Genomic DNA, 20,298 nt, shown 5'->3' with positions numbered 1-20,298 from the left:
GCTTTTTTCAATAGTGTACCAAAAAGTTATCATATCGTATATTTTAGAAATTTTTGGGTTTTATTTTATTATTCTGGTATAGTTATTTCGAAAGAAAAAATCCGCTCAAACTAATGTGGCTCTTGATTTAACCACAGAAATTGAGGCGGATTTTCCCATTGATATAAGCCTTTATTTCATTACTGTAGACATAAAACCTTTCATTTCCGTACTAAGCGTGCTTAGCTCATCAATAATTTCACTAAAGTCCTGAACAAGTTGTGCCTGTTCATTTGTAGCGCTATTTATTTGAGTCATGTTTTGTTTTAAATTTTCAAGATTATGATTGATGCTTCGAAGCGAAGATTCAATGCTATCAGTAGCAGTCGTTGTCTCAGTAGAAAGCTTGCGAACTTCTTGTGCTACTATATTAAATCCTGCACCATGCTGGCCTGCTCGCGCTGCCTCAATGGATGCATTTAATCCGAGTAGATTTGTTTGACGAGAAATATTTTTTATTAAATCAGTAATACCATTTGTTTTTTCAGCGTCCTCTAAAGCGAATTGTGTTTGTTTATTAATTTCCTCACTAGTTGCAGCTAGCTCCTCCGAATGAGAGGCGATTGTATGTACTTTATCCTGTAGGTTTTGGATAATACTATTCATAGTAAGAATATATTTCTCCATTTGGAGAGAATGATCAATGGGTAATCCAAAGGCTAGTGCGCCTACGATATGTCCATTTTCACGAACAGGAAAAGAAAATGCGTTAAAATCTACCCCATAAACCTCTTTTGGGACAGGTGAATCAGTACTTTTGCCTTTAAGTGGGAGATATAAGATTGCATCATCTGGGTGAATTTTTTGTCCATTTTTATAACCAGCATCTATCCGTTTCCCAGGTAAATAAGTAATAATGCTCTCACTCTCTTTATCTACTACTGTCATCATGGCCTCGCCCTTCATAGCTAAATGAATGTAAGGTATTGACATTGATAATGCTTCAAGAATATTCATAGTAACCTCCTAGGTATATGTAAGCTTCATTAAATTGGGGCATAATCTCGTCCTTCTAAAAACGTAATTTTTTGGAAAGTAATACTTCTTTAATTGTATGAAAAAAGGAAGAGAATAAAAAGACTATCTTAATACCAATATCCTTTTAAATTGTACGAAATTAAGGTACTATATGCTTTTTTATTTGATTAAAAAGGGGTTGGATTTTGCGTAGTGCTCTTTTGCAAAACGAGTAGTTGATTTCCGTTCTGACTGGGCGCTTTTATTGCTGTCGCTACGCTTTCGCACAGATAAAACATTTGCTGCCGCTACGTTGGCACTACGCTTTCGCACAGAAAACATCCGCTTCGCTGCAGGGTCTCGGGCCAACATGATGTTGGTCACGTAGGCGTTATCACAGGATGTGATGGTTTTAGCCTTCGTTCCTCTATTGCTGATCCCCAAGGAGTCACCCAGCCTCCACTACAATCAACCACTTCGCCAAGAATATATCTCTGGTTTGTCATGCTAATTTTAGTCATACAACGAAACGTCAGCAATGCTTTTACCTGTGCGCAAGCGAAGAGACAGCAGAGGTATTCGCATCACTTTTATATTCGTTCAAATATGGTAATAACTAAAAGTTCTACGCTAATGTTGATATGACTGATAGAAAAAATTCAGCAGGTGATTTTCTTTCGCAAAACCTTAACATAGCTTTCTCTTTTTTGGACAACCTAAACTAGAAATAATGGTATGAGGTGATGATCATGAAAATAGAAAGGTCGTCCGAATGGGAAGAAGGCTTTATAAATAAACTAAATCATCTTGAAAAGTGGGATAGTTGGACATTGTACAAGATGAATTATGACATTGTGAAAATGAAGTTAATTACTGATTTCACAGGTTTACAGGCGACAAAATATTTACCAAATTTAAAGCCACTTAAGCATCAGTTGGAAGCAGCGGAAACGGTTATTGAACGTATGAATGGAAAAGCGATTCTGGCTGATGAGGTGGGTCTTGGTAAAACAATTGAAGCGGGTTTAATTTTAAAGGAATATCTGATTCGAGGACTCGTTAAAAGAGCATTAATATTAGCTCCGGCATCTCTTATTAATCAGTGGATTGAAGAATTAAATATAAAGTTTCACATTCCGGCAATAGCCTATAAAAAAAATGTTCCGATTGAGCGCTACGATGTCCTTATTATGAGTATGGATACGGCTAAGAAAAGCCCTCACAAAGAGCGCATTTATGAGCAAGATTACGACATGGTTATTATCGATGAGGCTCATAAATTAAAAAATCATAAAACTCAAATTTATGAATTCGTACAAGGTTTAAAGAAAAAGTTTTGTTTATTATTAACGGCAACACCGATTCAAAACGATGTCTTTGAATTATTTTATCTTATTTCTTTACTTAAGCCTGGTCATCTAGGCAATTATGATACATTTCAATCTGCATTCTCGGCAAGTAAGCATGATTTAGAGCATAATGATTATTTAAAGGAATTAGTGAATCAGGTGATGGTGAGGAATAGGAGAGAGGATACGGGTATTGAATGGACAAATCGCCGTGTTCAAATTGTTCCTATCCGATTTACGAAGGAAGAAGAGGAAATTTATAATCTGCTCGGAACGCTTCAAAATACAGGCTCTTTTTCAATGATTACATTGCAGAAGGAAATGTGTAGTAGCAAAGAAGCAACAGCTTTAACATTATCTAAAATGCTTGAAGACAATGCACAATCACAAGAAATTGAAGAAATACTAGCAAAATTAATGGCCCTAGAAGTGAATTCAAAGGCGGAAAAGACACTTGAAATAATCGAAAAGGCCAAGGATAAAGTGATTATTTTTACAGAGTATAGAGCTACTCAAATTTATTTGCAATGGTATTTACATTCTAACGGAATAACGAGTGTCTTGTTTAACGGTAAATATAATAAAAGCAAACGTGATTATATGAAGCATCTTTTTAAGGAAAGGGCACAGGTTCTAATTGCAACAGAGGCAGGTGGTGAGGGGATTAACCTTCAATTTTGTCATCATGTCATTAACTATGATTTGCCCTGGAACCCTATGAAGCTAGAGCAACGGATTGGTCGTGTCCATCGATTAGGGCAAGAGCATGATGTTCATATTTATAATTTGGCTATTGCCAATACGATTGAAGAGAACATATTAGCATTACTTCATACGAAAATTGATGTTTTCGAAAAGGTAGTAGGCGACTTAGATGCGATTCTATCTAATTTCAAAGAATCTGTATAGTGTAAGGGAGTAGTACCATGTATCCACAGCAAGTTCATAGTTATTTACGACAATTTTTTAACGAAAATAATTGCCCTATTTTAGGAGAAGATCATCATTATCTTACAGTACAATTAACAGTTGATATTGATAAAAGAATAATGAATCGCCCTTTTTATTGGCAATACATTGAAGCTACAAATAGCGAGCCCAATCCAGCCCAAGTAACTTTCATTACAAATCAAACAGCATCAGCTGGAAGCCTTTATGGCGAGGCTATTCATTTCGGTTCTCCGAGAATGAACCAGCTTTTTCAAGCAACTAGGGAGCTAGGAGCTTATGTTCAGCTTTTTGAAAAGGTGGATAACGCAATAGGGCAGGTTATCCTTACTCCTTGGCTTGGTGTTAATTTTAAAGTGTCGTATTGCTGCGACCGAACGAAAGAAATGCTTTATTCATTTGGCATAAACTTGCTAACTGGGATAATAAAAGAGGATTTTCACGAGACTATATATGCATCCGAATTTGACACTGTTCCAGCAGACAATGCTTTTCATGTTCAATCTATCATTAAGCCCTATAGAGCACTTGAAAGATTAAATGCTACCGTTGAAAAGATCATTGAACAAGATGACCATTCATGGGCGACTGAAGCAAAAATACGATGGCAACGTGATCAGCGAGTACTCGATTATTTTTATGAGGAGGAAGATGACAAACCGGAATGCTATGACATTGAAAAGAAGGCATTAGAGGAACAATATGATACAAAAATTAAAATAGAAATTATAAATGGTGGATTATTTTATCTTTATTAAACGAGGAGCTGTCCTAATAGTGGGGACAGCTCCTTGCTATTTTAATCTTGTTCAAGTTCAAAAATACTTTGTAACTGTGCCAATTTATTATCCCAAAATAAATCAAAGTATTGTAGCCAGTCTTCGATTTCTTTTAGTTTTTCGGCATGTAATGTGTAAATTTTTTCTCGGCCCTTTTTCTGAGCAGAAACTAGCTCAGCCTGTTCTAAAATTTTTAAATGCTTCACGACAGCAGTTCGGCTTATAGAAAAATTCTCAGAAATAAGTGAGATGGGTTTATCACTTGAGGCAAGTAGCTGTAGGACATGACGTCTTGTTGGATCAGCGATTGCTTGAAAAACATCATACTTTACAGCAAGCTGTGTCATTGTGATTCCACAACTTCTTTTAATTTTTTGCCGACAAGCATTGTCCAGCCGCCCTCCATTGTTGTACGAATAGCTTCAGCAGGCATGTTAGCTTTAGGAATGATATGCGAAGCTTCTTTCCAGCCACCATGTGTTAACGTAAACTCTGTTTGCTCACCAATTTCTTTTAGTTCAAAAGTGATAAACCATCCATCTGTATCCCAAGCAAAACGAACAAAATGTGGGGCATCTACTTGTTCTACTCGACATGGTGAAGGGCCAAACGGTGATTGTATTGTAAATTCATGACCTTCAACTGGCTTAAAATCATTTGGCATAAGCCAAGAAGCAATCTTTTTAGAGTCAGTTACCGTTTCCCATACTTTTTCAATCGGTGCATTGAGTGTAACTGTTTTAACAATATTCTCTAGTTTTTCAGTCATTTAAAATGAACTCCTTTTCAAAAATATAACCTTAAGGTGTTATGAATATATAACACCTTAAGGTTATATGTCAATTATAAATACTTTGGATAAATTTTTATCACATCTTTTTGTGTAGCAGTACATATGTTAAAATTATTTTTATAATTTTCTGACTAAAAGGAGGGTATTAGAATGGTGAATGTATCTGTCTTTTTATTAATGTGTATTTTATTAATTATTTTGCCTGGCCCAGATACGGCGATCGCAACAAAAAATACACTTACCGTAAGCAGAAAGGGGGGCTTGCAGACTTTACTCGGTTCGTGCTGTGGATTATTGATTCATACTTTTGCTGCTGTTGTTGGACTTTCTGCGATTATTGTAAAGTCAGCATATGTATTTGCCATTTTAAAATACGTCGGAGCGGTTTATTTGTGTTATTTAGGTGTCAAAATCTTATGGGCATTACGAGCAATACGTAGTACGCAGTCTCCTGTTGTGCAAGACGAGACCCAAATTGATCATAAATATTCGCAGCAATCTTGTTTTAAGCAAGGCTTTTTAACGAACGTTACAAACCCTAAGGTGGCTGTATTTTTTCTAACATTTTTACCTCAGTTTGTAGATGGCAAGAGCGGTACATTTATGCCGTTTCTTATAATGGGACTTATTTATACAGCATTAACAGGATTTTGGTTTGTGTTTTATGTTTACTTGTTGGATAAAATTAGCGCATTTATGAAAAAGCCAACGACGAAGGCTGTTATCGAAGGATTGACAGGTGCCGTATTAATTGGCTTTGGCATTAAGCTAGCATTTGAAAAAGCCCACTAAAATTTTATTGAATATCAAAAAATATTTAAAATTGTTATGAATTAAATAACTGAATACAATGTCACACATTTTATAGGTCTAAAAAAGGATAGATAAACAGGAAGAATACCTGTATTCATCTATCCTTTTTTACAACAAATAATCTCATTTACCACAACGAATGTTTTTGTTGTTCAACTAACGCACCTCGATAGTTTAAGTGTAATACTTCACAACTCCCTCCAGAGTGGTCCCCTGCTACTTAATCAAGAACCTTTCCCCTTTTTCATCAAATGTATGCTTAAAATCAAATGCAAAAAAAGTTGGACCATGCTGAATATAATAGTTGTATCTCTTAAATGCCTCCTCCCATGAGGCATCCTTCACCTTTTCTGTCCACCAAACTACATAAGAAAGGTGTTTCTCTGGATATGGCTCGATCCATTTGCTTCTATCTCGTAATGCTTGTATATGCTGTCCTGAATAGGTAAAGCGATATAAGGATTGAAGATTTCTCCATACTGTTAGCGTAAGAATAGGAGAACCCTTTCCCTTTACAGTTTCTTCGGGGAAAGGGACGCCTTCAGGTGAAAAAGCCTCTATAAGTCCTGATTTAGTTGCCTGATGGTATACTTCATTTCCCACTTGATAAAATTCACGAGAGATCGGGTGGTCATAGGGATGGTTTAGCCTACCAACAGTAAAGATTGAAACTAATGCCATAAACAGCCCTCCATCTATAGTTTTTTTATTGATATATTCAAGTAAAAATGTGAAAATTCCTTCTTCAACCTGCCCGTAAAAGTTCAATTTAGCTTCGTTCAAAGTGCACATAAAAACTTCACGGAAATATGTGTATTGCATTCCGTGAAGTTTAATACTCGATATTTAGATGAAAAGTAAGCCGATGCTAATAATAATGCCTGTAAAGATTAAAACGAATAAACAGAAGCCCATTATATCCCTAGCCTTTAAACCGGCGATTGCAAGGGCTGGCAGTGCCCAGAATGGTTGAATCATATTTGTCCAAGCGTCTCCCCAAGCGATAGCCATAGCTGTTTTAGCATAGTCGGCACCTAGAGTTGTTGCAGCATCTAGCATAATAGGAGCCTGAACTGCCCATTGTCCACCGCCTGACGGAATAAAGAAGTTAACAAGTCCGGCTGAGAAAAAAGTGAATAAATAGAAGGTATGTTCATTAGAAATTTTTTGTGGCTGTTATTCGCGAATATTGCTTAGTTAAATATTATCGGCATCATGGGGAAACGTTGTCGCTATTGTATTTGTCTTAGATATTTATCTAGAAGAAGGATTCATAGAAAATGAGGAGAATTTATTACTAAATAAGGGATTTTGGAATACTTTTTATAACAAATTAGAATAAATAAGGGGATCTATATGGAGTTGCGAGATTTAAAAGCATTTATGACTGTTGTTGAGCATGGGAGTTTTACAAAGGCAGCTAGTGAATCTTTTGTGTCACAGCCTTCATTAAGCAAAAGCATTAAAAAGTTGGAAGATACTCTTCATGTGGAGTTATTAAACCGATCTACACGTAACGTAGAATTAACAGATGCAGGTAGTATTGTCTATAAACAAGGACAAAAAATAATGCGTTCTGTACACGATTTACATATTTTACTGGATGATTTATCGAATATCGAAACAGGTACTATTAAATTAGGAATTCCGCCGTTGATTGGTACTCTATTTTTCCCTGAAATCGCTAGGAAGTTTCATAAACAATATCCAAAGGTACATTTAGAGCTAGTGGAACGTGGAGCTAAAATGATCGGAACACTAGTAGAAAATGGCGATGTTGATATGGGGATTGTTGTTATACCGACAGATGAAAGGAAATTTTCTGTCCAATCATTTGTGGAAGACCAATTTTTTGTTTTTATTAATGAATCCCATCCATTAGCACAGCAAGAACATATTTTATTACAAGATTTAAAAAATGAAACATTCATTATCTTTACAGAGGAATTCACACTGCATGATTATGTCATTAAATCATGTAAAAGTGTAGGATTTACACCAATAATCGGCTATAAGAGCTCGCAGTGGGATTTAATAGTGGAGCTAGTATCCTCGAATTTAGGAGTGACGCTTTTACCATATTCAATTGCCGCAAAGCAGACGAATAAAAATGTAAAAATTATTCCATTATCTAATTTTGACATGCCATGGCGCTTAGGTGTTATTACGAAGAAGAATACATATCAATCTTTTGCATTGAAGCAGCTACTCAATACAATTCGTTCTGAAAATTAATTTATGCAATTTTAGAATAAATAGTATTCCAATTAATCCCTTTACTTATAAAATAGTATTAAGGTAGAATTTTTCTTAATAAGTGAGCAAATTTAGGGGGTTTTGATATGAGGGAAGGGAAAGTGTGGAATTCGTTTGAGGAAGCCGTCGCTGATATTAAAGATGGAGATACACTAGCAGTAGGGGGCTTCGGGCTATGTGGTATTCCTGAAAAATCAATTACAGCGCTAGTGCAAAAGGGAACAAAAGACTTAACAGTTGTCAGTAATAACTGTGGTGTGGATGATTGGGGCTTAGGGCTTTTATTAGCAAATAAACAAATTAAAAAAATGATTGCATCCTATGTAGGTGAAAATAAAATTTTTGAGCAGCAATTTTTAAGTGGGGAGCTTGAAGTAGAATTGACACCACAAGGTACATTGGCGGAGCGTATGCGAGCTGGCGGAGCCGGAATTCCTGGCTTTTACACGGCTACTGGGGTTGGAACGCCAATTGCTGAAGGGAAAGAAGTAAAGGTTTTTGATGGCAAGGAATATATTTTAGAAAAAGGAATTGTCGCAGATTTTGCACTTGTCAAAGCGTGGAAGGCAGACAAGCTAGGAAATTTAGTGTTCAGGAAAACATCACGTAATTTTAATCCACTAGCTGCAATGGCAGGGAAAATTACGATTGCAGAAGTAGAGGAAATTGTTGAAGTTGGAGAGCTGGATCCAGATCATATTCATACGCCGGGAGTGTTCGTGCAACGCGTTTTACTAGGTGGCAATTATGAGAAGCGTATCGAGCGTTTGACGATGAAAAAGGGGGATGCGTGATGGCTGATACAAGACAAAGAATAGTAAATAGAGCGGTAAAAGAAATACAGAATGGCATGAACGTCAATTTAGGTATTGGCATTCCAACGCTAGTGGCCAATGCAATTCCGGCTGATTATGACGTCCTTTTACAATCAGAAAACGGACTTCTTGGCATTGGCCCATACCCAGCAGAAGAAGCGGTCGACCCTGATTTAATTAATGCAGGTAAAGAAACAGTAACTGCAGTTCCTGGCGCTTCCTTCTTCGATAGTGCCGAATCATTTGCCATGATTCGCGGAGGTCATATCGATCTTGCTATTTTAGGTGGCATGGAAGTATCTGAAACGGGTGACCTTGCGAACTGGATGATTCCAGGGAAAATGGTGAAAGGTATGGGAGGCGCCATGGACCTTGTAGTCGGGGCAAAAAGGGTAGTCGTCGTGATGGAGCATGTCAATAAAAACGGTGAGTCAAAAATAAAAAAACAATGTGAGCTTCCGTTAACGGGCAAAGGCGTTGTGCATAGATTAATTACAGATTTGGCTGTTTTCGACTTTACAGAGGAAGGAATGCAGCTTATAGAATTAGCAGAGGGTGTCACTTTAGAGGAAATAAAAGAGAAGACAGCTGCTTCCTTTAGTGTCGCCTTAACGGTATAAAGTGAAACTTCGATCGAGCGCTTACGGGCAGTTAATGCGGGATAAATTAATGTAACCAGTTCTGTGATAGAGCTGGTTATTTTTCATTAGGGATGTGAATCAATGGATATACAAGAACTAAAATGCGATATTATAAAGCAATTTAAAACGAGGTCTGCTAAAGAGAGACCATTCATTGTCGCGATTGATGGATTGGGTGGTGCAGGAAAGTCTACTATAGCTTACGAACTGGCGAAGGAACTACAATCTATCTGCTCTGTAAAATTAATCCAAATAGATAATCATATTGTAGAGAGAAATAAACGCTATGATACTGGTCACGCTGAATGGTATGAATACTATTATTTACAATGGGATATTGAAGTTATTAAAAATAATATTCTTTTACCAATACATAATAATAATTTACAACTTCAACTACCGTTTTATAATCAATCAGCAGATACCGTTAACGATAGAAAGATAAAATTAGAAACAAATAGTATTCTTTTTATCGAGGGAATATTTCTTTTAAGGCAGGAATGGAGAACCTTTTATGATTATCGTTTATTTATAGACATCCCTCGAACATTTCGAGAGGAAAGAGTATTACAACGAGATGTCTATATTGGAGATTTTCAAGCAAGACTAAGTAAGTATCAAAGAAGATATTGGCCAGCTGAGGAGTATTATTTAGAAAAAGAGAATCCGTTAGCAATTGCAGATAGAATTTGTGATTTTTTAAAGTAATATTGTCGCTTCGCGGGTATTTACATGGATTCCGCGGGTATTTCAACCAACATCGCGGGTATTTTGCCTTCAAGCGCGGGTATTTCGGACGAGCATGTAGGTTGATTATGATTTTTCAGACTATTGGCCGTTCTCTAGCTCTGTTTTTCGATTATACAATGGTAGAAAAGGAGAAAAATAACGATGAGACAACAATGGTCAGATGAATTACAGGTGGCACAGGTGCGCGTTGCTAGGCCAACTGATAAATTAAAGGAAATTGAAGAATTTTATTGCGAAGGCGTAGGGTTAGAAAAAATCGGCTCATTTTCAGGTCATCAAGGCTACAATGGTATCATGATTGGTCTGCCGAATGCTAGCTATCATTTAGAATTTACAGAGCATATTGAAGGAAGTCCTTGCCCAGCACCAACAAAGGATAACCTGCTTGTATTGTATATTCCAAATCGTTCAACCATACAACGTATTGCGGAACGCTTATTGCAAATGGGCTTCCCTGAGGTAGAACCAGAAAATCAATATTGGGCTGAAAAAGGTGTCACAATTGAAGACCCTGATGGCTGGCGTCTTGTATTAATGAGCACAGAGGGTATTTAAATAAATAAGAGGTACGAGCTTACATTGTTGTGGGCTCGTTTTTTTAAGTTTTAATACCCTGCGTGGTATGTGATCGCAGCTTTTAATACAAAATCAAACAAGCACTTTAGTCTGAAACAATTAATATGTATGTTCAGAGAATGGGCAATAAAAAAGATACCCCTCTATTATACATGGAGGGGTATCTTGTGATTGGAATATTCTATTGTCCTAAAGCAGCATTTTCATGATAATGAGTGGCAATGGATTCAATATCTAGCTGGGTATAGTTTGCCCAATTAGCCTTTCTAAAATCTTCCTCGCTAAAGTAAATATTTAATAGCTCTGTCATAGATTTGTTCCCATTAGGTTTCGTTAACGGAGCATACCAGTTAATAGCTGCAGTTTTAATACTTTTTAGCTTTGACAGCTCTGCAAAGATTTTAGTGGAATCCTTCAACATTTGATTTTTCATACCTTTTTTCACATCTGTATCCTGTATGGAGATTGATACGTTACCATTCTTTTCTTCAACAGTGAATTTATTTTTAACGATAGCTCCTACTATATCTTGAACGGAAGTATTTTTATCGACGGCAACTTCCTTTGGAGCAGTATTTTTCCCGCAAGCTGATAATAATAGTGTGGCTAATAAAAACAGATAAAATAACTTCTTCAATGTAATAACCTCCCTTGTTACTACCATATATGCGCAAATTGGAGGTGAATTATACAAAAAGAAGGAAGGTTATAATTCTTTTTTGCGAGCAATAAATCTTTATACATCAGTATAATTTGAATAAAGTTTACAAAAACTTGTAGTAAGCTGAGGCCATCCATTATGATGGTCTTTTTTTATAAAACGATAATCTTGTAAGCGTATACACTTTTCGCGGAGTTTTTTTCCTTTAACTATTGAATTGCTAGTGAAAACAATGTATAGTGAAGTGATTTGTCTGACGTCTGACTATCTACATATTTTCAGTTTTAAGATCTAAAGCTGTTTTATTCAAGTTTCAATAATGGAACATAATGAGTGACAGAAGGATTTGTAGTTTCGGATATCGAACGTGCAAAAATATTATCAATATTATTTATGGAGGAACTCATGAGATACTTAATATCCATTTGTGGATTGCTACTTGTTTTTGGTTTAGCTCTGTTAATGAGTAAAAACAAAAAAGAAATAAAATATAAAAACATAATTATTATGTTAATCATTCAATTTATATTTGCAGCATTACTGCTAAATACGAAGTTTGGTTATGTTCTAATCAAAGGATTTACAAATGTATTTGATCATTTATTGTCTTATGCAAGTACGGGTGTAACTTTTGTTTTTGGTGGTTTAGCGAATAAAGGAGAGTATTCCTTCTTCCTAAATGTGTTATTACCGATTATTTTTATATCTGTATTGATAGGTATTTTACAGCATTTTAAAATTCTCCCATTCATCATGAAGTGGATAGGGTTATTTTTAAGTAAAGTAAGTGGTATGGGGAAATTGGAATCATATAATGCTGTTGCTTCAGCAATGGTAGGTCAATCTGAAGTATTTATTACTGTAAAAAAACAATTAGATAAGATTACTCCACAGCGAATGTATACATTATGCGCATCAGCAATGTCAACTGTTTCTATGTCAGTTGTTGGAGCATATATGACGATGATTGAACCAAAATATGTTGTAACGGCGATTGTCTTGAACTTGTTTGGTGGATTTATTATTGCTTCAATCATTAATCCGTATAGCGTAGAAGAAAGTGAAGATATCTTAGCGATTGAAGATGAAAATAAGCAAACTTTCTTTCAAATGCTTGGAGAATATATCATGGATGGATTTAAAGTAGCCGTCATTGTTGGAGCTATGCTTATCGGTTTCGTAGCATTAATGGATTTAATCAATTCAGTATTTGATATGATTTTCGGTATATCCTTCCAAGATATTTTAGGTTATATCTTTGCACCAATAGCTTTCCTAATGGGTGTACCATGGGCAGATGCTGTTTCTGCCGGAGGAATTATGGCAACCAAATTAGTAACGAATGAATTTGTTGCAATGGCAAGCCTTAAAGAAGTAGCTAAGTCTATGAGTGCGCATACACTGGGCATTATTTCTGTATTTGTTGTATCCTTTGCAAACTTTTCATCGATCGGTATTATTGCCGGAGCAGTAAAAGGTTTGAATGAAAGGCAAGGAGATGTAGTTGCTCGTTTTGGTTTAAAGTTGTTATACGGAGCAACACTTGTTAGTATCTTAACAGCTACAATTGTTGGTTTGGTTATTTAATTAATAAAAAAGAAGCAGTTGACTGTACTCCAATTGATAGACACATCTATTGGGGTGCAGTTTTTTTATGATTAAAGTGAGCGTTTACTAAAGGAACAGTTTAGTGGAAGAATAGAGGGGGGGAGTTTAATGATCATCGGTCCAACAACATTAGGCATTTTAACTTCACCTAAAAAAAGCCACTTTAAGTGACTTAGAAAACTACAAAGACCACCGTTGTTAAGATAGTCTTTTTATTGAATTATTGGTTGTACCTTTTCTAAGAAAATGAATAAAAATGAGTAGGATTAGTTGAAATAGTACAACAATCAAAAATGCAATACCCAAAACAATGAATGAGACCATTCTAACTTCAGGAGTTTGAACTACCCCTGCGTAATCAACTTCTCTTACGCCAATAAATATGGCCCCAGCAGCAAAAATGAATAGCCATACAATATTTATAGCCCACCATATTTTCATACTCAAAATAAATATCTCCTTTTTATTCATAATTGGATTTGGTTTGCTACCGCAACTTGGGAATGATTCCTTTCTGGCGAGGCACTTTCCAGAGGCGTCCGATGTGCCGTTTTGTGGGAAAGGATGTTGGTCATGAAGAGAGTCGCCTAAGAACGAAGATAATGAGATAGAAACGCTCTTAATAAATGTCACCCCAGATGATGAATTTAATGCTCCGATTATTGTTTTTTAATTGTAACACTTTCCCTTTTTACTGGAAACAAACTTTAGGCGGTGCTACTTCTCAGCCTTAAGACTGATTTCCTAATGTTTCTGCTATCTCTCTTAATTTACTCATTATCTCGATATAAAAAAATATCATCCTAAATAAGCAAGTAGTCGGGTAAACATCGTTTTCGCTGGGTGCATATATCGAGCTAGATGGCAGTTATGCCGTGTTAGAACAGGTACATTTTCAGGTAAGAGCTAAATTAGCATAGGTAACAGATGTTATATCCGAAAAATTTTAAATTCCAGGTATTATTTAATTTAAAATCAGGGCTTTTTGTCTGTATACCAATAATGGTCATTTATAGTGAATTAATAAAAATTTATCGTTTTGCGATAAAAAAATATTGACTAAGGATGTGCTGTCGATTATTCTAACATAAGAAAGTTGAGAAGGCGGTGAATCATGAAACATAAGGAATTAGCAAAGTGGTTAAAAATTATTATTTTTTTCTGCTGGGTATTTGGTTTATTATTCTGTATCTATGTTGGACCAGAAACAGGGAAGGGTATATTGTCAGATTCTCATTCCTTAAAAGAATTATATAAACCTTTTATTGCGTTTATTTGGATAACTGGCATTCCTTACTTTTATGCTTTATGTATAGGCTGGAGTATCTGTTCAGACATTAATTTAGGTAACGATTTCACATTAAAAAATGCAAAAAGGTTAATGCGTATAAGCGTTTTAGCAATGACAGAAGGAGTTTTATATGTTATCGCATTGCTTTATATATTTATTAGTGGGAACTACAATACTAATCTTTTAATGATTCTTTTGCTTATTCTATTTTTTGCAGTAGTTATTTCTGTATTTACTTCTTTGCTTTCTTATTTGATGGGTAAAGCAAGTGAACTTAAAGAGGATAATGAATTAACGATTTGAGGTGTAACATGGGCATCATAGTTAATCTTGATGTAATGCTAGCTAAAAGGAAAATGAGTGTTACAGAACTATCAGAAAGACTTGGTATCACAATGGCAAACGTCTCAATTTTAAAAAATGGAAAAGCAAAAGCTATCAAATTTTCAACTTTAGAAAAAATATGTGAAGTATTAGACTGTCAGCCAGGTGATATTTTGGAATATCAAAAAAATAATTAAACTAACTTTAATGGAGGAAGATATTATGAAAATGAAATATGTAATCGCATCTACACCAATACTTTTAGGAGTAATATGTTTAATTGCAAAAGCTATCATTGGAAGTAAAGTAGCTATAGATGGCACTTTAGAAGAACCTTTCTTCTTAATTCCAATTGGACTTTTATTATTCTTCTTAGGTATTGTGTCATTAGCTGGTGTGGCATTAATTTCAATGTTTAAGAAAACACAAGTTTCAAATTAAAGTAATAAATTCAACCAACCATTAAAATAACCAGGTACTCATATGAGCGCCTGGTTTTATTTTATATCCCTAACAATTGCTTTTTCTTCGGGTCAAATTCTTTCTGGGTAAATAACTCATCATCTAATAAATCCTTCAATTCTCAAATTTAATCACCAATATCATACATGTCCTTTTCCTATTTAGCTATATGTATAGAGGTAGTTTTGGCCATGATCTTAGATATCTAAATACCTGCTTTAATTTCAAGTGCAATATGAACTTGTACATCGTCAATGATAGCTACGTTTCCAGTAGATATGATTTCAATTTACTTAGAGCTTTTAAGCAATAAATCGAATAAATCATTATATATAGAAGAAACAGTGAATAGAGAATAGAGCATTTATTTCTTCATCTTCTTTACTGACTAATTGCTTTGTTTATTACTTTGTAAGTAAGAACATATCCGAATTAGTGTATATGCCCGTTCAATAAAAGTATATGTAGATGTGAGTGTAGGAAATTAAGTGATTATAACTCCCCATTAGCCATCCATGAAGCACAAAAATTAGTACTTCGCCACAGAAAATGAAAGATGATTAAGTTCTTTCATGGGAGTTTAAGTGCATTTATTCACAAACTAATACTTCTTGTTTCATTTTGGAGGGTGTTAGAGACTGATTGTATTTTTAGTTTAAGAACCTTTTTATACTTTATATAGCAAGCTATTCTCCAAGGAAATAAATAACAAATAACAAGTAAGAAAATTAGCATATTGAGTGTACCTGGTTCAATAGTAGAAATATGTTGTCGAAAATAATAACGTAAAGCAATCATAATGGCGAAAGTAATTATAAAAGCAGGACTTTTCTTAGCATAAATTAAACCATCATTTCTTATTTCATAATCTGACCATAAAATAAGAGGAATAGAAAACCCCACTCCTAAAAGAATTGCTACAGATAATTGAAGGTATGTGACGTGCCCAGAAGCGTTTAGAAAAAATGAAAATCCTGGTGTTAAAAATAGAAGAGGAAGAATTATTCGCACTCCTCTGCCTTTGGCTGGTTTGTACATAGAACGGATTCTACGAACTAAAATGAACAATCCGATAATTAGAAACATAGAAGTAGCTGGTATTGCAGTTTGCATAAAAACCTCCCTGAATTATGTTTTAATATTTCTATTATTGCATAAATTCCAACAAAATCCACGTTTCTTCTAAACTGCCCCCTTTATCCATCCATGAAGCGCGAAAATAAGCTCTTCACCACAGAAAATGAAAGATGGGATTTAGTTCTTTCATGGGAGTTAAAGAACGGAGAATTATAAGTAATGTTGTCTAGAGAGTAGGTAATGATGAATAAATTCCATTATCAAAAAATTCAAGTACAATTAAGGGGTTAAGAATTAAATGAAAGAGAAAAAGGATGAGCGGAAACTGGTAAGATTTCCCTAGAAGAAGAAGCTGCATTTAGAAAAGAAATGTTAGAATTGAGAAGCAAAAGAGGTAAATAATATTAGGTGAGCATCGTATACGTTAGAAAACTTATTTCTCCCAACTTTCTCCCAAAGTTATTGCTCAAACAAAAAATCCCCCAAAGTTTTCACTATGAGAGAAATGCTTCAAAGCCAAGTGGCTGTATGATTAAATTAAAAAGCCGCGTATGCCGTAGTTATTATAGAAAGTTTTAAACCACCACTCCTCAAAGTGGGTGTTCGCAGAAGCTTTCCTGCTTATCCTCATGCACCTTGGTGTGAGGCCCGTCATTCCAACTCCAATAATAAAACTCCCTTTTACAGCTTAAAGGTTAAAACTTAATATTATACGAACAATGCAGCCTTTAAGGATATAATAAGGCATGATAAACAAACTTGCAAGTAAGATGGTTTGTACAAAAAAGTCAATGGACAAGTGTCCCAAATCATACAAATCCAGAATGAAAATGGCGACAAATGCATGAAACAGATTCATATACTTTTCACAAATGCGAACGAAAAATACGAACAACCTTTACTTAATAGGGCTTGTATGTAAAGATAAAGGAGTATATATAGGGTTTACCTTCATTCAGTAGAAGGCTACACATCTCAACAGGGTGAGATGAATGCAGTTTTGATTCCCTTTCAGTGGGTGTCCAAATCCCTACTGAATGAAGATATAGCCTCCGGCGGATGTCATGGATTTTCAAAGGAATGAATTGTGCGGGCACAATTCAAAATCCAGACGCAATTACGCCAAGGTGAAATTGATCTAGGCAAAAAAGTAAAAGGAGGAAGCGGAAATGGCAGCTTATCCAAATTGTCCAAAATGTAATTCTGAATACACATATGAGGATGGATCGAACTTTGTATGTCCAGAATGTGCACATGAGTGGAGCACGGATGTAACGGAGCAGGAGACAGATACGTTAATCGTAAAGGATGCTCATGGCAATCTACTTGCGGACGGTGATTCCGTTACAATTATTAAGGATTTAAAGGTGAAAGGTAGTTCTTCAACGCTAAAAATTGGGACAAAGGTGAAAAGCATTCGTCTCGTTGAAGGCGATCACAATATTGATTGTAAAATCGATGGCTTTGGTGCAATGAAATTAAAGTCAGAGTTCGTTAAAAAAGCATAATTACTGTAAAAAGAGTCGTAATAGGAAGCGCTCCAAACTTGAAGTTGGAAGGCTATTCTAAATCGACTCTTTTTTATTTTTAAAAAAATTTAGTAAATTACTGTAACATTTAGAAAAGATATACGTTTTACTTGTGGAATTGCAAAGCGAGGGGATGGCATGGACAGACAGCGGAAAAACGAGCTTGAGCAACTTTATGAAAAATACGCGAAATCGTTATATTATTTTCTGCTGAAGATGTCTGGGTCGGTACATATAGCGGAAGATTTAGTGCAAGAAACATTTGTACGAGCTACGGTCTCGCTATCGTTTTATAAAGAGGAGGATGTGAGAGCATGGTTATTCAAAGTAGCGCGGAACACGTATTTAGATGAATGGCGTAAGCAGAAAAGGCGAAGGACTATTCCGTTCGCACACTTATTTTGGAAAGATGAAATGCTTAGTCCTTATGGGTTACCAGAAGAGGAGTTTTTAATGCAGGAAGTATCAGAAGATGTACAGACGTTGCTGAAATTTTTGCCTGAAAATTACCGAACGATTTTATATTTACGTGAATATGAGCAATTCACCTACTTAGAATTGCAGGAGGCACTAGAGCTTTCTGAGGGGCAGGTGAAAATACTTTTGCATCGTGCTCGCAAAAGGTTGGAGGAAATAGTGAAAAAGAATGGAGGTTTTCAACATGGCTGAGTGGTCGCAGGAGAATGAAAAAAAGGTTTTAAGAAAATACCGTTTTACGTTAACATTTCGAGTACTACGTATATTGCTAATATGCTTCATTATTTATGCTCTCTATATAGCAGGGGTGTCCATCGTTTTTGATAAAACGCGTCCAGATCTTAAACATGCTTATAATTCTTTAATGGTACTTGAATGGCTACATCCAAATATGAAAGGTCAATATTCTATGGGTTCGCCTGCTGAAATAACACCGTTTCTGACGCAAAAATTTAGCTATCCTCTAGAGAAGCAGGTAGGAAAGGAAAAGGTAGAAGTCGGCGAAATGCATGTTGAAAAATCTATATTGGATTCTAATTCATCTCAGAGTATGGACTTACCGTCGACAAATACATCACAACAATTTAATTTTAATTTACCCGAAGATCCTGTGACGGGAAAAGCAACCTCATCTCATCTTAACAACAATGTATGGAAGGTGTTGGAAAAGTTACCTGAGGGAGCTGTAGCGGAAATGGCATTTTCGACTTCAACATTTAAAGAGCCTATAGAATTGGTAAAAATGCTTGCTCCGTACGAAGTCCGAATCGTTTGGATGCCATTATATACAGGTGAGTTTAAATCCTTTGAACCAACTGCTTCTGGCCGCTCCAGTGGTACAATTACAATTTATGATAGAATCGGGTTATCAGGAGGCTTAAAAGTTAGTGATGATTATTCACATATATCGCAAGCAGAGGAAATATCATATAATGTGAATGATAGCCAACGTTGGATGCTAGAAAGTATGAAAAAACTTTTAACTGAAAAGAAAAGCTATTACGAAGGATTTCTCGGTTTAAGCCATTTGCAAGAACGCTATGATTATATTAAAAAGAATGGATTTCAAGCATATGGTGCTGTTGTAACAGGACCAACAAAGCAACTATGGATGCTTCAAGATTTAGAAGGTATTTCTAATGAAATGCTAGGGGATGTTGAGCTTATGAATGGGTATAATTGGTGATAAAAGAAGTTGTCTCAGATACTTGAGTCAACTTCTTTCTGTTGGTGTAACATTATTTTGTAAACCTACGAAAAAGAATAGCAAAAGCTGCACCAAATAGTGCGAAAATAGTATGTAAAATGGCTATGAAGCTAGCTCCAATTAACAGTGTACCAATTTCCGTTAAGGAGTAGTGGGTGACATAGAGTGAATTATTGAGATTGTTAATAATAGCCCATACGAAAACAGGTACAGAGCTAATGGCAAAAACAATCCAAATATTTTTATAAAAGAAATAAGTAAGGCAGCCAAAAATCGCGTAAGATATAGCAAAGCTTGTTTGATTACCAAGTAAGGATGAGTTAATGGCAAACATAAAGGATAGTACGATAAAAACAACATGGAAAAAGGTTACCGTTCTTTTTATTGGTAAATTATAGTCTTGTGGTTGCTTTGAAGTAGCGAACTGCCGACATTGCTCACAATTAGCTAAATGGTGTTTAACAAATTCTATAGTAGTTGCTTGGAGCGCCTGTTTTTTATACAAAGGTAATAAATCTTCTACAATTGAACATTCCTGTGACAAAAGCTTCCCTCCAATCGATCTACTTTCATTATACGACTTTTTAACTTCTTTCAGTAGATGTCCAAACATCCGTACCTGTCACTACGCTTTCGGTACAAAAAACATTTGCTAAAATAGAGGAACTCAGTCTAAGAACACCACGTCCTGTGGCAATGACTGAGTGACCAACATCATGCTGTGTTGCCGCTGTCGCTTTGCTTTCGCGCAGATAAAACCATTTTGCTGTCGCTTTGCTTTCGCACAGACAAAAACACGTTGCTGACGCTGCGTTAGCACTTCGCTTTCGCGCAAAAAACATTTGTTGGCCCAATGCCTCTGGCGGATGTCACGGAATCGGAAAGGAGTTCACATAGGATGTTAGCCTAAAATCATCGCATCCATGCGATAACGGCTAACTGACCT

Annotated in this window: 23 protein-coding genes, 1 other RNA gene and 1 pseudogene; 15 read left to right on the top strand and 10 right to left on the bottom strand. The window is 35.6% G+C overall.

All coding sequences use genetic code 11. The features are described 5' to 3' along the window. Nucleotides 1-171: 171 nt before the first annotated feature. Entirely contained in the window at nucleotides 172-996 is an 825-nt protein-coding gene (locus ACQKNC_RS19470) for a methyl-accepting chemotaxis protein (protein WP_427426399.1), read from the bottom strand. Between the two features lie 743 nt (nucleotides 997-1,739). On the opposite strand from ACQKNC_RS19470, the gene ACQKNC_RS19465 reads away from it, so the two are divergent. Both ACQKNC_RS19465 and ACQKNC_RS19460 read left to right on the top strand, forming a co-directional pair. Continuing rightward, nucleotides 1,740-3,254 carry a DEAD/DEAH box helicase gene (locus tag ACQKNC_RS19465; protein ID WP_427426398.1) on the top strand — a complete coding sequence of 505 codons (1,515 nt, stop codon included), beginning with the start codon at nucleotides 1,740-1,742 and terminating at the stop codon, nucleotides 3,252-3,254. Between the two features lie 17 nt (nucleotides 3,255-3,271). Further along, nucleotides 3,272-4,051, top strand: coding sequence for a YqhG family protein (locus ACQKNC_RS19460; protein WP_427426397.1), 780 nt, complete (start codon nucleotides 3,272-3,274; stop codon nucleotides 4,049-4,051). Between the two features lie 41 nt (nucleotides 4,052-4,092). Here the strand turns inward: ACQKNC_RS19460 and ACQKNC_RS19455 are convergent, their stop codons facing one another. Together ACQKNC_RS19455 and ACQKNC_RS19450 are read right to left on the bottom strand one after the other, a co-directional pair. Beyond that, complete coding sequence (locus ACQKNC_RS19455) at nucleotides 4,093-4,419, bottom strand: ArsR/SmtB family transcription factor (protein WP_427426396.1); 327 nt, start codon at nucleotides 4,417-4,419, stop codon at nucleotides 4,093-4,095. Further along, nucleotides 4,416-4,841 carry an SRPBCC family protein gene (locus ACQKNC_RS19450; protein WP_427426395.1) on the bottom strand — a complete coding sequence of 142 codons (426 nt, stop codon included), beginning with the start codon at nucleotides 4,839-4,841 and terminating at the stop codon, nucleotides 4,416-4,418. Before ACQKNC_RS19450 ends, ACQKNC_RS19455 begins: the two co-directional genes overlap by 4 nt. A gap of 174 nt (nucleotides 4,842-5,015) precedes the next feature. Between ACQKNC_RS19450 and ACQKNC_RS19445 the strand changes: the two genes are divergently transcribed. Next, nucleotides 5,016-5,657, top strand: a complete 642-nt coding sequence (locus tag ACQKNC_RS19445; RefSeq protein ID WP_427426394.1) for a LysE family translocator — start codon at nucleotides 5,016-5,018, stop codon at nucleotides 5,655-5,657. 237 nt (nucleotides 5,658-5,894) lie between these two features. Here the strand turns inward: ACQKNC_RS19445 and ACQKNC_RS19440 are convergent, their stop codons facing one another. Both ACQKNC_RS19440 and ACQKNC_RS19435 read right to left on the bottom strand, forming a co-directional pair. After that, nucleotides 5,895-6,359, bottom strand: coding sequence for a DUF3291 domain-containing protein (locus ACQKNC_RS19440; protein WP_427426393.1), 465 nt, complete (start codon nucleotides 6,357-6,359; stop codon nucleotides 5,895-5,897). Between the two features lie 165 nt (nucleotides 6,360-6,524). After that, nucleotides 6,525-6,842: pseudogene (locus ACQKNC_RS19435) on the bottom strand (TIGR00366 family protein); the annotation flags it as partial. A 192-nt stretch (nucleotides 6,843-7,034) separates the two neighbouring features. On the opposite strand from ACQKNC_RS19435, the gene ACQKNC_RS19430 reads away from it, so the two are divergent. From ACQKNC_RS19430 to ACQKNC_RS19410, 5 genes are all read left to right on the top strand, one after another. Continuing rightward, a complete protein-coding gene (locus ACQKNC_RS19430) occupies nucleotides 7,035-7,913 on the top strand; it encodes a LysR family transcriptional regulator (RefSeq protein ID WP_427426392.1) in 879 nt (292 codons plus the stop codon). A 107-nt stretch (nucleotides 7,914-8,020) separates the two neighbouring features. Further along, nucleotides 8,021-8,728, top strand: a complete 708-nt coding sequence (locus tag ACQKNC_RS19425; protein ID WP_427426391.1) for a CoA transferase subunit A — start codon at nucleotides 8,021-8,023, stop codon at nucleotides 8,726-8,728. Further along, entirely contained in the window at nucleotides 8,728-9,369 is a 642-nt protein-coding gene (locus ACQKNC_RS19420; RefSeq protein WP_427426390.1) for a 3-oxoacid CoA-transferase subunit B, read from the top strand. The genes ACQKNC_RS19425 and ACQKNC_RS19420 overlap by 1 nt, the downstream gene beginning before the upstream one ends. 102 nt (nucleotides 9,370-9,471) lie before the next feature. Beyond that, nucleotides 9,472-10,098 (top strand): kinase, encoded by a 627-nt coding sequence (locus tag ACQKNC_RS19415; protein WP_427426389.1) that lies wholly within the window; start codon nucleotides 9,472-9,474, stop codon nucleotides 10,096-10,098. A gap of 183 nt (nucleotides 10,099-10,281) precedes the next feature. Beyond that, nucleotides 10,282-10,695, top strand: a complete 414-nt coding sequence (locus ACQKNC_RS19410) for a VOC family protein (RefSeq protein ID WP_427426388.1) — start codon at nucleotides 10,282-10,284, stop codon at nucleotides 10,693-10,695. Nucleotides 10,696-10,897: 202 nt separating this feature from the next. On the opposite strand, the gene ACQKNC_RS19405 is transcribed toward ACQKNC_RS19410, so the two are convergent. Then, on the bottom strand, nucleotides 10,898-11,353 hold the full coding sequence (locus ACQKNC_RS19405) for a hypothetical protein (RefSeq protein WP_427426387.1): 456 nt from the start codon (nucleotides 11,351-11,353) through the stop codon (nucleotides 10,898-10,900). 429 nt (nucleotides 11,354-11,782) lie between these two features. Between ACQKNC_RS19405 and ACQKNC_RS19400 the strand changes: the two genes are divergently transcribed. After that, the gene (locus tag ACQKNC_RS19400) at nucleotides 11,783-12,964 is read left to right on the top strand and encodes a NupC/NupG family nucleoside CNT transporter (RefSeq protein WP_427426386.1); all 1,182 of its coding nucleotides are present in this window, start codon (nucleotides 11,783-11,785) and stop codon (nucleotides 12,962-12,964) included. Between the two features lie 219 nt (nucleotides 12,965-13,183). On the opposite strand, the gene ACQKNC_RS19395 is transcribed toward ACQKNC_RS19400, so the two are convergent. Next, nucleotides 13,184-13,426, bottom strand: a complete 243-nt coding sequence (locus tag ACQKNC_RS19395) for a DUF3923 family protein (RefSeq protein ID WP_427426448.1) — start codon at nucleotides 13,424-13,426, stop codon at nucleotides 13,184-13,186. Nucleotides 13,427-14,099: 673 nt separating this feature from the next. Here ACQKNC_RS19395 and ACQKNC_RS19390 point away from each other — a divergent pair. From ACQKNC_RS19390 to ACQKNC_RS19380, 3 genes are read left to right on the top strand one after another with little or no spacing between them, the layout of a single operon-like run. Beyond that, complete coding sequence (locus tag ACQKNC_RS19390; protein WP_427426385.1) at nucleotides 14,100-14,579, top strand: DUF2975 domain-containing protein; 480 nt, start codon at nucleotides 14,100-14,102, stop codon at nucleotides 14,577-14,579. A gap of 8 nt (nucleotides 14,580-14,587) precedes the next feature. After that, nucleotides 14,588-14,797 (top strand): helix-turn-helix domain-containing protein, encoded by a 210-nt coding sequence (locus ACQKNC_RS19385; protein WP_427426384.1) that lies wholly within the window; start codon nucleotides 14,588-14,590, stop codon nucleotides 14,795-14,797. Nucleotides 14,798-14,822: 25 nt separating this feature from the next. Beyond that, entirely contained in the window at nucleotides 14,823-15,041 is a 219-nt protein-coding gene (locus tag ACQKNC_RS19380; RefSeq protein ID WP_427426383.1) for a DUF3955 domain-containing protein, read from the top strand. A 615-nt stretch (nucleotides 15,042-15,656) separates the two neighbouring features. On the opposite strand, the gene ACQKNC_RS19375 is transcribed toward ACQKNC_RS19380, so the two are convergent. Beyond that, nucleotides 15,657-16,175, bottom strand: a complete 519-nt coding sequence (locus tag ACQKNC_RS19375; RefSeq protein ID WP_427426382.1) for a CcdC family protein — start codon at nucleotides 16,173-16,175, stop codon at nucleotides 15,657-15,659. A gap of 502 nt (nucleotides 16,176-16,677) precedes the next feature. Beyond that, nucleotides 16,678-16,870: non-coding RNA, 6S RNA (gene ssrS, locus ACQKNC_RS19370), on the bottom strand. 438 nt (nucleotides 16,871-17,308) lie between these two features. Here ssrS and ACQKNC_RS19365 point away from each other — a divergent pair. The 3 genes from ACQKNC_RS19365 (at nucleotide 17,309) to ACQKNC_RS19355 (ending at nucleotide 19,331) form a co-directional block, all read left to right on the top strand. Beyond that, nucleotides 17,309-17,647: a zinc ribbon domain-containing protein YjdM gene (locus ACQKNC_RS19365; RefSeq protein ID WP_370048458.1), complete on the top strand. Its 339-nt coding sequence runs from the start codon at nucleotides 17,309-17,311 to the stop codon at nucleotides 17,645-17,647. A 159-nt stretch (nucleotides 17,648-17,806) separates the two neighbouring features. After that, a complete protein-coding gene (locus ACQKNC_RS19360) occupies nucleotides 17,807-18,337 on the top strand; it encodes a sigma-70 family RNA polymerase sigma factor (protein WP_427426381.1) in 531 nt (176 codons plus the stop codon). Continuing rightward, nucleotides 18,330-19,331: an anti sigma factor C-terminal domain-containing protein gene (locus tag ACQKNC_RS19355; RefSeq protein ID WP_427426380.1), complete on the top strand. Its 1,002-nt coding sequence runs from the start codon at nucleotides 18,330-18,332 to the stop codon at nucleotides 19,329-19,331. Before ACQKNC_RS19360 ends, ACQKNC_RS19355 begins: the two co-directional genes overlap by 8 nt. Nucleotides 19,332-19,383: 52 nt before the next feature. Here ACQKNC_RS19355 and ACQKNC_RS19350 read toward each other — a convergent pair whose 3' ends face one another. Continuing rightward, nucleotides 19,384-19,896: a zf-HC2 domain-containing protein gene (locus tag ACQKNC_RS19350; RefSeq protein ID WP_427426379.1), complete on the bottom strand. Its 513-nt coding sequence runs from the start codon at nucleotides 19,894-19,896 to the stop codon at nucleotides 19,384-19,386. Nucleotides 19,897-20,298: the final 402 nt, after the last annotated feature.

This window comes from Lysinibacillus sp. NPDC094177 (assembly GCF_050279145.1).
GTDB lineage: Bacteria > Bacillota > Bacilli > Bacillales_A > Planococcaceae > Lysinibacillus.
Note: the sequence above shows the minus strand (reverse complement) of the source record. Positions and strands in the feature narration are given on the sequence as shown.